The 12842-nt window shown below is 40.8% G+C and carries 13 protein-coding genes; 12 read left to right on the forward strand and 1 reads right to left on the reverse strand.

Annotation, left to right across the window (positions count from 1 at the left end; translation table 11 throughout):
* Positions 1-124 precede the first annotated feature (124 nt).
* The 3 genes from E2R53_RS02930 (at position 125) to E2R53_RS02940 (ending at position 3391) form a co-directional block, all read left to right on the forward strand.
* Complete coding sequence (locus tag E2R53_RS02930) at positions 125-721, forward strand: genetic competence negative regulator (RefSeq protein WP_133310327.1); 597 nt, start codon at positions 125-127, stop codon at positions 719-721.
* A gap of 322 nt (positions 722-1043) precedes the next feature.
* A complete protein-coding gene (locus E2R53_RS02935) occupies positions 1044-2315 on the forward strand; it encodes a Glu/Leu/Phe/Val family dehydrogenase (protein ID WP_133310328.1) in 1272 nt (423 codons plus the stop codon).
* A 107-nt stretch (positions 2316-2422) separates the two neighbouring features.
* Positions 2423-3391 carry a YpdA family putative bacillithiol disulfide reductase gene (locus E2R53_RS02940; RefSeq protein WP_133310329.1) on the forward strand — a complete coding sequence of 323 codons (969 nt, stop codon included), beginning with the start codon at positions 2423-2425 and terminating at the stop codon, positions 3389-3391.
* Positions 3392-3900: 509 nt separating this feature from the next.
* On the opposite strand, the gene E2R53_RS02945 is transcribed toward E2R53_RS02940, so the two are convergent.
* Positions 3901-4869 (reverse strand): asparaginase, encoded by a 969-nt coding sequence (locus E2R53_RS02945; protein WP_133310330.1) that lies wholly within the window; start codon positions 4867-4869, stop codon positions 3901-3903.
* 117 nt (positions 4870-4986) lie between these two features.
* On the opposite strand from E2R53_RS02945, the gene prsW reads away from it, so the two are divergent.
* The 9 genes from prsW (at position 4987) to fni (ending at position 12801) form a co-directional block, all read left to right on the forward strand.
* A complete protein-coding gene (gene prsW, locus E2R53_RS02950; RefSeq protein ID WP_133310331.1) occupies positions 4987-5640 on the forward strand; it encodes a glutamic-type intramembrane protease PrsW in 654 nt (217 codons plus the stop codon).
* A gap of 194 nt (positions 5641-5834) precedes the next feature.
* Positions 5835-6731 (forward strand): spore cortex-lytic enzyme, encoded by an 897-nt coding sequence (gene sleB, locus E2R53_RS02955; protein WP_286166104.1) that lies wholly within the window; start codon positions 5835-5837, stop codon positions 6729-6731.
* Between the two features lie 12 nt (positions 6732-6743).
* Positions 6744-8087: a germination protein YpeB gene (gene ypeB, locus E2R53_RS02960; RefSeq protein ID WP_133310332.1), complete on the forward strand. Its 1344-nt coding sequence runs from the start codon at positions 6744-6746 to the stop codon at positions 8085-8087.
* Positions 8088-8206: 119 nt separating this feature from the next.
* Complete coding sequence (locus E2R53_RS02965) at positions 8207-8863, forward strand: flagellar brake protein (protein WP_133310333.1); 657 nt, start codon at positions 8207-8209, stop codon at positions 8861-8863.
* Between the two features lie 52 nt (positions 8864-8915).
* Positions 8916-9110, forward strand: coding sequence for a YpfB family protein (locus E2R53_RS02970; RefSeq protein WP_133310334.1), 195 nt, complete (start codon positions 8916-8918; stop codon positions 9108-9110).
* Between the two features lie 79 nt (positions 9111-9189).
* On the forward strand, positions 9190-9861 hold the full coding sequence (cmk, locus tag E2R53_RS02975) for a (d)CMP kinase (protein ID WP_133310335.1): 672 nt from the start codon (positions 9190-9192) through the stop codon (positions 9859-9861).
* 5 nt (positions 9862-9866) lie between these two features.
* The gene (locus E2R53_RS02980; protein ID WP_133311127.1) at positions 9867-10451 is read left to right on the forward strand and encodes a lysophospholipid acyltransferase family protein; all 585 of its coding nucleotides are present in this window, start codon (positions 9867-9869) and stop codon (positions 10449-10451) included.
* Positions 10452-10581: 130 nt separating this feature from the next.
* Positions 10582-11727 carry a 30S ribosomal protein S1 gene (rpsA, locus tag E2R53_RS02985; RefSeq protein WP_133310336.1) on the forward strand — a complete coding sequence of 382 codons (1146 nt, stop codon included), beginning with the start codon at positions 10582-10584 and terminating at the stop codon, positions 11725-11727.
* Between the two features lie 12 nt (positions 11728-11739).
* Positions 11740-12801 carry a type 2 isopentenyl-diphosphate Delta-isomerase gene (gene fni, locus E2R53_RS02990; protein WP_133310337.1) on the forward strand — a complete coding sequence of 354 codons (1062 nt, stop codon included), beginning with the start codon at positions 11740-11742 and terminating at the stop codon, positions 12799-12801.
* The last annotated feature ends 41 nt before the right edge of the window (positions 12802-12842 follow it).

Consider the following 12842-nt stretch of genomic DNA (forward strand, 5'->3'; position numbering starts at 1 on the left):
CCCCGAAATCTTTTGCTTGTCTTAATGGGTTAAGAGAGTGTAAACTTGTTAAAAATCAACGAACCATCCCATCTGTATTTCATATGATAAGGAAAAGGGCGTTCTGACGGCAGGAGGGTAAGGGATGCGGCTAGAGCGATTGAACTATAACAAGATAAAAATCTTCTTAACAATAGACGATCTAATGGACAGAGGACTTACGAAGGAAGACTTATGGAAAGATTCATTGAAAGTGCATCAGCTTTTCAGAGAAATGATGGATGAAGCAAGTGAAGAGCTTGGTTTTGAACCAAGCGGGCCAATTGCAGTTGAAGTATACTCTCTTCAAGCTCAGGGGATGGTCATCATCGTGACCAAAAATCATGAGGAAGAAGAGACTGATGAAGATTACGCAGATGATTACATTGAGATGCAAGTGAAGCTCGATCAAAGCTATGATATTATTTTTGAATTCAATGAGTTTGAAGACATTATACAGCTTTCAAATGCACTCTTCTCGCAGGGAATTAAAGAAGGGGCCGTATACTCCCATCAGAACAGATTTTACTTCATGCTGGATGAGCATCAGCCGATCGAAGTGGATTCCTTAATTTCAATCATCGCAGAATACGGTAATCCATCCATGATCTCCATTCATTATCTCCATGAATACGGAAAATGCTTAATGGCAGATGGTGCAATTGAAAAACTGCATCACTACTATTGGAGTAAAACAAAATAACAAAAAACGCCTGCAGGCTACTGCAGGTTTTGTTTTTGGATGTTGCCGTTTGTCATTTTGAAACTGTGCTCAAAAGATGGATTGACAAAAAAGACTAAATCCTCAATCAGTTAAAAATATTCGCTATTTTCAAACTTCAAACGGTAATATTTAACCAATTTTACCCATTAACACCACAACATTGAAATCGCTTACAAAAATGGGTTTGTTTTTGTTTTATTTCTGCTTTTTCTACTTTGCAGAAAACATCTGAAGGTGTATACTATGTCATGAAAGGTGGACATTTCCACACAATTGAAAAGACAGTAGGAGGTTTACTCGAATGGTAGCCGAAAAAAGCACCGATCATAAACGAGAAAAGCATGATGTGTTGAAATCAACACAAACGGTGATACATAAAGCCCTAGAGAAACTAGGATACCCTGAAGAAGTTTATGAATTATTAAAAGAACCCCTAAGAATGATGACGGTAAAAATACCTGTAAGAATGGATGACGGTTCAGTCAAGATTTTCACTGGCTACCGCGCCCAGCATAACGATGCAGTAGGACCTACTAAGGGCGGAATCAGGTTCCATCCGGGTGTAACCGAAACTGAAGTTAAAGCGCTGTCAATATGGATGAGTTTAAAGTGCGGCATTGTTGATTTGCCTTACGGCGGAGGAAAAGGCGGTATTGTCTGTGATCCGCGTGATATGTCATTCCGTGAATTAGAGCGCCTGAGCCGCGGATACGTTAGAGCGATCAGCCAGATTGTCGGACCGACAAAAGATATTCCTGCTCCGGATGTTTTCACCAATTCACAAATTATGGCATGGATGATGGATGAGTACAGCAGAATAGATGAATTTAATTCACCTGGATTCATTACAGGAAAGCCTTTAGTGCTTGGAGGTTCACATGGCCGGGAATCAGCGACTGCGAAGGGTGTTACGATTTGTATATATGAAGCTGCCAAGAAAAAAGGAATTGAGCTTAAGGGCGCCCGTGTTGTTGTACAGGGATTTGGAAATGCAGGAAGCTACTTAGCGAAATTCATGCATGATGCAGGTGCGAAAATTATTGGGATCTCAGATGCGTACGGGGGTCTGCATGATCCAGAAGGTCTTGATATTGACTACTTGCTTGACCGCCGCGACAGCTTCGGAACAGTAACAAAGTTGTTCAATGATACCATTTCAAATAAGGAACTGCTTGAGCTTGATTGTGATATTTTAGTGCCGGCTGCGATTGAAAATCAAATCACAGAAGAGAATGCACACTTAATCCGTGCAAGCATTGTTGTAGAAGCTGCAAATGGCCCGACGACGCTTGAAGCAACGCAAATCCTGACTGACCGCGGCATCCTTCTTGTGCCGGATGTATTGGCAAGCGCAGGAGGCGTTACCGTCTCTTACTTTGAATGGGTTCAGAACAACCAAGGCTATTACTGGTCCGAAGAAGAAGTTGAAGAAAAACTTGAAAAAGTGATGGTTAAATCCTTTAATAATATTTATGAAGCAGCACAGACACGACGTGTTGATATGCGGCTCGCAGCTTACATGGTCGGGGTCCGCAAAATGGCAGAAGCATCCCGCTTCAGAGGCTGGATCTAAAATCAAATATTTGCATGAATTCAAGAAATCTCCTATCATTATTGATAGGAGATTTTTTATTTAATAGACAAACAGGACGATTTTAGTTTTATTCAGGAGTGAACGCTTTGAAAACGGAACAGGTTATTATTATCGGCGGTGGGCCATGCGGATTAGCTGCAGGCATTGCCTTAAAAGAAAAAGGGATTAACCCTCTTATTATAGAAAAAGGAAACATCGTAAATTCCATTTACAACTACCCGACTCATCAGACGTTTTTCAGCTCAAGTGAAAAACTTGAAATCGGCGAAATTCCTTTCATTACAGAAAACAGGAAGCCATTTCGTATCCAGGCGCTCGCTTATTACAGAGAAGTGGTCAAGAGGAGCGGCTTAAGAATCAATGCTTTTGAAAAAGTAACTGAAGTATTGAGAGAAGGAACAGAATTTATTGTCAAAACGTCTAAAGCGGACTACCGAACTGATTTTATCGTGGCAGCAACCGGCTATTACGATCATCCAAACTATATGAACATTGAAGGAGAAGATCTTCCAAAAGTGTTCCACTATTTTAAAGAAGGACATCCGTATTTCGACAAAGATGTAGTTGTGGTAGGCGGGAAAAATTCAAGTGTGGACGCAGCGCTTGAACTTGTCCATGCCGGTGCCCGTGTAACGGTTATCTATAGAGGTGCAAATTACTCTCCGAGCGTAAAGCCCTGGATTCTGCCGGAATTTGAGGCTCTTGTCAAAAACGGCACAATCAATATGGAATTCAACTCTATTTTGAAACGAATAACAGAAGAAGAAGTAACCTATGAAGTTGACTGCAAAGAAGAAAAAACGATCAAAAATGATTTTGTGTTTGCCATGACTGGATATCATCCTGATCATTCATTTTTGACTAAAATGGGTGTGGCAATTGACGAAACATCCGGCAGACCTGCTTTTTCCGAGGAGACAATGGAAACAAACGCAGAGGGTATCTATATTGCGGGTGTTATCGCAGCAGGAAACAACGCAAATGAGATTTTTATTGAAAATGGCCGATTTCATGGCGGATTGTTGGCGAGTCATATTGCAGAGAAAATGAAATAAAGAAAATGGCTTTCTGATAAGTCTATAAAATTAAGCAGGCTGGAAAAGGAATGGTTTTCCTGCCTGCTTTTTTTATAAGTATATTTAGTGGTATCAGTCGAAGTAGTGCAACCACTTTTAATGATGCAAAGAGTAATAAGTGGCCTCATTCTCCTTAGCGCAACCACTTTTAACGGTTCAAAGCATGACAAGTGGCGTCATTCCAAATAGTCTCCGGATCCTTATCTGCCTGTCGGAGCTGAACAGTCGGTTCCGCTTTTCTTATTGTCCAGCTCCACCTCCTAACTCCTCGGTCAGAACAAATTCACCGAAAAAGTCAAACCCGGACTTTTCCGGTAAATTCTTATCTGCCTGTCGGAGCTGAACAGTCGGTTCCGCTTTTCTGGTTGTCCAGCTCCACCTCCTAACTCCTCGGTCAGAACAAATTCACCGAAAAAGTCAAACCCGGACTTTTCCGGTGAATTCTTATCTGCCTGTCGGAGCTGAACAGTCGGTTCCGCTTTTCTGGTTTAATACGAAAATATTTCCTGTAATTCTTCTTCGTTATGTGTGGTTTCAAGGGCAATCATGAGTTTTAGTCTTGCTTTTTGGCCATTTAGTCCGTTGCTGAAAATAATGCCGGCGTCTTTGAGTGTTTTTCCCCCGCCTTCATAGGCATAGACGTCTTGAACGATGCCGTTGAAGCATCTGGATACAATGACAATTTTAACGCCTAAGCTCATTAATCTTTTTAAGGACGTCATCATTTTGGGCGGCAGGTTGCCTTGTCCCAGTGCTTCAATAACCAAACCGTCTAGTTTTAATTGTTCTATGGCTTTCAAGATTGTTTCATCCATGCCTGCATATGCTTTTAAAAGCAGGACCTGCTTTGTTAAAGAGGCAACAGCGAGTGACGTTCGATTGACCGGTTTATGATGAAAGGCAACGCCTCTTTTATTGACGATGCCGATCGGGCCGTATTGCGGACTCTGAAAGGTCGCTACATTGCTTGTATGTGTTTTCGTGGCATTTTTTGCCGAGTGGACCTCATCGTTCATGACGACGAGTACACCCATTTCTGCTGCTTCTTTGCTTGCGGCGACTTGAATGGATGATACTAGATTGTATAATCCGTCTGAACCGAGCTCATTGCTTGACCTCATGGCACCTGTAATGACAACGGGTATGCTGACATTTAAAGTCAAGTCCAGAAAATACGCCGTTTCCTCAAGAGTGTCTGTACCGTGAGTAATAACGATGCCGTCAATTTTATCCTTCTTGCATGCCTTTTCAATCGTTTCTTTTAATTGGAGCATTTCGTTTGGGGTGATATGAGGCGAAGGCAGGTAAAATAATTCCTTTGCCGTAATCACAATATCGTTGAATTTCAGTAAGTTGTGAAGCAGGGGATTCGATTCTCCCTGTTTGACTTCCCCCGTTGTTTCATCTTCACTCATTGAGATCGTACCGCCTGTGTGAATGACAAATATATGTTTCATAAGCTCCTCCGAATGTTTGAAATCTTTTTCTCTGTTTGATCTTTCATTCATTTTCAATTCTACGATAACATGATACCATTAATAAATAGAAGATTTTAGAAGAAAGAAGGCCTGTGGATGATTGCCATTATATCTGCCGGCATAGCCCCTGGTTTAGCCATTTTAAGCTATTTTTATTTAAAAGACCAGTATGATTCAGAGCCGTTCTACATGGTTTTCAGGTCATTTGTTTTTGGGGCATTGCTCGTTTTTCCAATCATGTTTATACAATATGTACTTGAAGAAGAAAAAGTCTTTGACTCTGGACTGATGCTGGCATTTGTATCCAGCGGGCTTCTGGAAGAGTTTTTCAAATGGTTTATCTTAATAGTGACTATTTATCCGCATGTTCATTTTGATGAGCATTATGACGGTATTGTTTACGGTGTTGCATCTTCTCTTGGATTTGCCACCCTGGAAAATATTCTGTACTTGATCGGAAATGGACTGGAGTTCGCAATTGGCAGAGCGCTATTGCCTGTATCGAGTCATGCGCTGTTTGGTGTCATTATGGGGTATTACCTTGGGAAAGGAAAGTTTTCCCTTATTTCCGAAAAAAAGAAATGGATTTTGCTGTCTTTGATGCTTCCGGTTCTGCTGCACGGATTATATGATTACATATTGGTCGCACATGAACATTGGCCGTTTTATATGGTTCCTTTTATGTTTTTTTTATGGTGGTTCGCACTGCACAAAGCAAAAAAAGCAAGAATGATCAAACATCCTGTATAAGCAAAAAGCAATCCTTTCAGAGGGTTGCTTATTTTATTATGGACAGAAGTTCTTAATCAGGTTGTATAAAATGCCATTTACTACAAAAAATACGTTGTAAGGAAAACCATTAATCATGAGGAGGCAGCAGCATGCAGAAAAATCGTTTCATTTGGATGACGGCAGGTGCAGTAATCATTGCCCTCTTTTTCCAAATGACTATTTTAAATCAAAATGAAGCCCATGCGTTTTCGAATCAAGTGATTCAAAAAGGCGCTGTTGGCGATGATGTTGTGGAACTGCAGGCAAGATTGCAGTACAACGGATATTATAACGGTTCAATCGATGGAGTATATGGATGGAGCACTTATTGGGCTGTACGCAACTTTCAATATGAATTTGGATTAAAGGAAATAGATGGACTGGTGGGAGAGTCAACAAAACATAAACTCACACAGACTACAAAATATTATCGGGATTTTGTCCATAAGCAGCTTAACTCTGGCAAAGATTTTACACATTACGGAGGCGTTCCGCTCAGCAGACAGAGCTCGCCTTCAAAACAGTATAAGGCTAAATTAAAAGCGGCATACGGCAAAAAAGGAGGAGGCAAGGCCCCTTCAGGACAGGCAAAACAAACACAGCCGAAGCAGCAGGCTCAGCCAAAACAGCAGGCTCAGCCAAAACAGCAGGCACAGCCTAAAGCAAAGCCACAGCCTAAAGCAAAAACAACCGCTGTAAATATGCCGGAGGGTTTTTCGCAAAATGATATTCAGCTAATGGCAAATGCAGTATACGGCGAAGCGCGCGGAGAACCGTATATCGGGCAGGTTGCTGTTGCCGCCGTTATTTTAAACCGGGTGGACAGTCCAACATTCCCTAATACAGTATCAGGTGTTATTTTTGAGCCAAGAGCCTTTACAGCTGTAGCAGATGGGCAAATTTGGCTGACTCCGAATGAAACGGCTAAAAAAGCAGTAATGGATGCAATAAATGGCTGGGATCCAACAGAGAATGCGACTTATTATTTTAATCCCAATACCGCAACAAGCGGCTGGATTTGGGGACGTCCTCAAATAAAACAGATTGGGAAACACATATTCTGCAATTAAGAGGTGAATGAAATGATCAGAGGGATATTGATTGCGATTCTGACAATTGGAGTCGTCGGAACGGCTTATTGGGGCTACAAAGAGCATCAAGAAAAAAATGCTGTGCTGATTCATGCTGAAAATAACTACCAGCGTGCATTCCATGATTTGACCTATCAGGTTGATCAGCTGCATGATAAAATCGGTGCCACTCTTGCAATGAATTCAAAAAAATCATTGTCGCCGGGCCTTGTTGAAGTATGGAGAATTACATCGGAAGCTCATAGTGATGTGGGACAGCTGCCGCTGACATTGCTCCCTTTCAACAAAACAGAAGAGTTTTTAGCGGCAATATCTGATTTCAGCTACCGTACAGCTGTGCGGGACCTGGATAAAGAACCATTATCAGATCAGGAATATGCCACACTAAAGCAGCTTTATACAAAATCAGAGGATATTCAAAAAGAACTGCGCAATGTCCAGCATTTGGTTATCGATAACAATCTCAGATGGATGGATGTTGAACTTGCTCTGGCTTCTGGCGATGAAAAAGATGATAACACCATTATTAATGGATTTAAAACAGTTGAGAAAAATGTCAATGCCTATTCAGAAACAGATTTTGATCCGTCTTTAACGTCTGTTAAAAAAGAGGAAGAAGGTTTTAACCATTTAAAAGGCAAAGTCATTACAGAAAAAGAAGTTCCAAAGATTGTAGAAAAGTTTGTTCCGGGTTCTACCGGCGAAATGAAAGTAACGCCCAATGGGAAAGGTTCACCGCTTGAGTTTTACAGCGTATCAGTCAACGATCCGAAAAAGAAATCAGAGATTTATCTGGATATTACAAAAAAAGGCGGCTATCCGATTTGGCTGCTTCAGAACAGAGAAGTAAAAGACCCTAAGATCAGTTTAAATGATGCGTCTAATAATGCGGCGAAATTTTTAAAAGATCAGGGGTTTGAGGATTTGATTTTATATGAAAGTGCTCAATTTGAAAACATAGGCATTTTCTCCTTTGTGTCCGTCTATAAAAATGTAAGGCTTTATCCGGATGCAATCAGAATGAAAGTGGCTCTTGATGATGGAAAAGTAATTGGCTTTTCCGCAAGAGACTATCTGGCATCACACCGCAAACGCGAAATTCCGCAGGCGAAAATCAGTGCAGAAGAAGCAAGAAGTTTTGTTAATCCTAATCTGATGGTCCAAGAAGACAGACTGGCTATCATTACAAATGAACTGGGTGAAGAAGTTCTTACTTATGAGTTTTTAGGAACAATGGAGAATGATACTTACAGAATTTTTGTCAATGCGAATGATGGAACGGAAGAAAAAGTTGAAAAGCTTGATAACTCTGAGCCGATCTATCAGGAAATTTAGAAAGAAAAAAATGACAAAAAGATCCTAAATAAAAAAAGGAAAAGATGAAATAGACTTTTCCTTTTTTTTATTCCATGATTTAATATTAAAGTAGAGTGAAATAGAGAGTATGTGATCATGTGCTGAATATTGGGGATCGTTTAATTTTTGAAATAAAAGATGATCAGTCTGTAAAATTAAAATGCAGAGTAGTCGATCTTAAGGATCAGGTATTATATACCGATTATCCAGTGAATGAAAAGACAGGAAAACCATCGTTTTTGCTGAACGGAACACATTTATCTGCCACCTTCGTTGGAAATGATCAAAATCCTTATTATTTTGATACAGAAGTACTGGGCAGATTCAAAGATAATATACCGATGCTTGCCTTTAAACTTCCGGCAGCGCATGACATGACCAGAATTCAAAGAAGAGAGTATGTCAGAATTGAGACCGCAATTGATGTTGCTCTTCATTCAGTAAATGGCATGTTTGAGCCTTTTGTGACGACAACGATTGATTTAAGTGCAGGTGGTGCTGCAGTCAGCCTTCCCTCTCATGTCACTGTCAATCAAAATGAAGAGGTGTATGCATGGCTCTCTTTGCCTTTTCAAAAAGGAACAACTGAATATGCAAAAATCAAAGCGAAAATGATAAGAATCATAAAAAGCGGAAAGAAAGACATGGCCACGCTTCAGTTTCTTGACTTATCAGAACAAGACCGCAAGAAAGTGCTGCAATTTTGCTTTGACCAGCAGCTGCTTATGAAGAAAAAGGGAGTTTTAGCCGAATAAGAAAATTCCAATTGCATCATACTAGTTATAAAAAGTGGAGATGGATACATGTATGATGCGGTTTGAACGAATTGTGATCAAGATTGTGATCATTCAATTGATTCTTTTATTTTGTGCACAGGCAGCGCTGACGAATTCAAATCTTCAGCCCCACATCTCGCGTGTGGTACAATATGAAGGTGTAAATAAGCTGACAATCAGTGAATGGCTTGAAACCTTTAAACAATCAACTATGCAGGATAAGTAGACCTGCATTCTTTTTATTTCTTATTAAAACAGCATGAAGATTCCTGAATATGTATCTAGGAAACTATCAAGGAGGAACTATGGAACGTAATATATCGATTGCAATTGATGGACCTGCAGCAGCAGGCAAAAGCACAGTTGCAAAAATTTTAGCAGAAGACTATTCGTATGTTTATATTGACACCGGTGCCATGTACAGAGCTCTTACTTATAAAGCGATTCAGCAGAAAGCCGATTTAGAAAACGAAGAAATTCTGAAAGAGATTCTGTCAAATACAAAAATAGACCTAGTTCCAAGTGAAAAAGGACAGCTTGTTTATGTGAATGGGGAAAATGTCACAGAAGTGATCCGCACCCATGAAGTCACAAATTCTGTTTCTATCGTGGCAAAACATGCTTCTGTCAGAGAAGAAATGGTCAAAAGACAAAAAGAAATGGCAAGCGGCGGCAGAGTGGTTATGGACGGAAGAGATATCGGAACCCATGTTCTGCCGGATGCAGAAGTGAAGATTTTTTTGAGAGCATCTGTGCTTGAACGTGCAAAAAGACGTCATGACGAAAATCTTTCAAAAGGATTTGAATCCGATTTAGAGCAGCTGAAGCTTGACATTGCAAGAAGGGACAAACTTGATTCTGAACGGGTCATTGCTCCTCTTAAAAAAGCAGATGACGCTGTTGAAATTGATACCACGTCACTGTCTATTTCTGGTGTTGTGGAAGAAATCAAAAAAATTGTCAAAGAGAGGCTTTGATGAAAATGAACTTTTATCAATTTGCCAAAGGTGTAGTAGCTTCAGTGTTCTTTCCTCTTTACCGGGTCGAGGTAAAAGGGAAAGAGCATTTTCCTAAGGAAGGCGCGGTTCTTTTGTGTTCGAATCATATTGATAACTTAGATCCTCCTACAGTCGGGATATCAGCTCCAAGACAAGTGCATTTTATGGCGAAAGAAGAATTGTTTCGAGTCCCTATATTAGGGGGTATAGTCAGAAAAGTTGGATCTTTTCCTGTTAAAAGAGGCATGAGTGACCGTGAAGCTTTAAGAAATGGTTTAAATGTGCTGAAAGAAGGCGGCGTTTTGGGATTATTCCCTGAAGGCACAAGAAGCAAAGACGGCCAGCTTGGAAAGGGGCTTGCGGGAGCAGGTTTTTTCGCCCTCAGATCTAATGCTTTAGTCGTTCCCTGCGCAGTTATAGGCACGTATAAGCCTTTTCGGAAAGTGAAAGTTTTCTTCGGCGAGCCTATCAATCTGGATCCTTTAAGAGAGAGAAAAGCTACTGCTGAAGAAGCAACTGAACTGATTATGTCGAAAATTGCAGAACTGCTCGAAAAACATCGCTCTTAAGAGTCTTACTACTTGACAAAATGTAACATTTATTAGAAGTTAGTAAAAAGAGTATTTTCACTTTATTCTAAAAAGTGATTTCATACATATCCAACTAAAGTCGTGGGTTGTGACCAAGGAGGTAATTGGAATGGTTGAAGACATGAATGATGTAGAAGTAAAAACACCGGAAGTTGGTGACATTCTAAAAGGGATCGTTACCAAAGTGGAAGACAAACAGGTAATTGTTGAAATTGATAACGTGAAACATACTGGTATTATTCCTATCAGTGAATTATCCAGTCTGCACGTTGAAAAAGCTTCTGATGTTGTAAGTGAAAATGAAGAATTGCAGCTAAAAGTGACAAAAGTCGAGGATGAAGCATTAATCCTTTCTAAACGAGCAATTGACGCAGATCTTGCCTGGGATCAGCTGCAGGCTAAATTCGAATCTAAGGAAGTATTTGAAGCAGAAGTCAAGGATGTAGTGAAGGGCGGCCTTGTTGTCGATCTTGGAGTAAGAGGATTCATTCCTGCATCATTAGTGGAATCTCACTTTGTTGAAGATTTTTCTGACTACAAAGGAAAAACACTGACACTTATGGTTGTAGAGATTGACCGTGAGAAAAACCGTGTGATCTTATCTCATCGTGCCGTGGTTGAAAAAGAGCATGGTGAAAAGAAACAGCAGAGATTAGAGATGATTAAAGCAGGCGAAGTGCTTGAAGGAACGGTTCAGCGACTGACTGATTTCGGAGCATTTGTCGATATCGGCGGCATTGACGGGCTTGTTCACATTTCACAGCTGTCACATAACCATGTTGACAAACCGTCTGAAGTAGTAGAAGAAGGACAAAAAGTTCAGGTGAAAGTTCTTTCAATTGATCGTGATAATGAAAGAATCTCATTATCTATTAAAGAAACCCTTCCTGGACCATGGGAGAACATTGCAGGTAAAGTAAAAGCCGGCGATGTTGTGGACGGAACAGTGAAACGATTGGTTTCTTTCGGTGCATTCGTAGAAATCCTTCCTGGGGTAGAAGGTCTTGTTCATATTTCTCAAATCTCAAATAAGCATATCGGCACACCGCATGAAGTGCTTTCAGAGAATGAAGAAGTTAAAGTGAAAGTGCTCGATGTTAATGAAAACGAACAGCGCATTTCCCTGAGCATTCGTGAATTAGAAGGCCCATCTAGAGCTGATGAAGAGGATTACCGCAATTATCAGGCTAAAGAAGAGTCTTCAGGTTTTCAATTAGGCGAAATGATTGGCGATCAATTAAATAAATTGAAATAAACGGTGATGAATGTGAGCAGAGCTAAGCGCAAGATTGACCATATACAACATGCTTTAAAAACAGGACAGCAAAGAGAAAATGGATTTGATGATGTCATGTTTCTGCACCAGAGCTTGCCTGATACGGCTGTTCATCACATTGATTTTCACACTGAAATTGGCGAACTTGTTCTAAGTTCGCCAATTTTCATCAATGCAATGACAGGCGGAGGCGGAATAGAAACAGTCAAAATTAATGAAGCGCTCTCCTCCGCTGCAGCTGAGTGCGGAATTCCGCTGGCTGTCGGCTCCCAAATGTCTGCTATTCGCGATGCTTCAGAAAGACCTTCCTATGAAGTGGTGCGCAAGGTTAATCAAAAGGGAATCCTTTTTGCAAACCTTGGAAGCGAAGCAACGCCGGATCAGGCAAAAACAGCTATTGATATGATCGAAGCAAACGCCATTCAAATTCATTTGAATGTTGTTCAGGAATTGGTTATGCCAGAGGGCGACAGAGATTTCAGCGGTGCGTTAAAACGAATTTCGGCGATAGCTAATGCAGCAGAAGTTCCGGTTATCGTGAAAGAAGTGGGATTCGGCATGAACCGTGAATCGGCCGAACAGCTGAGAGATGCCGGCGTAGCAGCCATAGATGTCGGGGGCTTTGGCGGAACTAACTTTGCAAAAATTGAAAACGAAAGAAGAAACAGACTGTTATCTTATTTCAATGATTGGGGAATTCCAACAGCCGTTTCAATAGCGGAGCTGGGTTCGTCGGTTAAAGGCATCTCCATTCTCGGGTCCGGGGGCATTCAAAACGCCATGGATATAGCGAAAGCTATTTCTCTCGGTGCATCAAGCGCAGGAATGGCCGGTTTCTTTTTGAAATTATTGATTGAAGACGGCTATGATGCACTTGTTTCTGAAATTAAAAACGTTCAGGATGATTTAAGAATGATTATGACAGCGGTTGGGGCAGAAAGCATAAACCAGCTTCAGCAGGCACCCGTCATTTTATCCGGTCTGACACATCATATTTTAACCGAACGAAACATTGACACAAAAATGTTCAGCAATCGAATCATCGAAAAATAAAAATCCGCATCCTGTTACAGGGTGCGGATTTTGTTTTGGAG

Origin of the sequence: Peribacillus frigoritolerans (genome assembly GCF_004358755.1) — a bacterium.
Lineage (GTDB): Bacteria > Bacillota > Bacilli > Bacillales > Bacillaceae > Bacillus_P.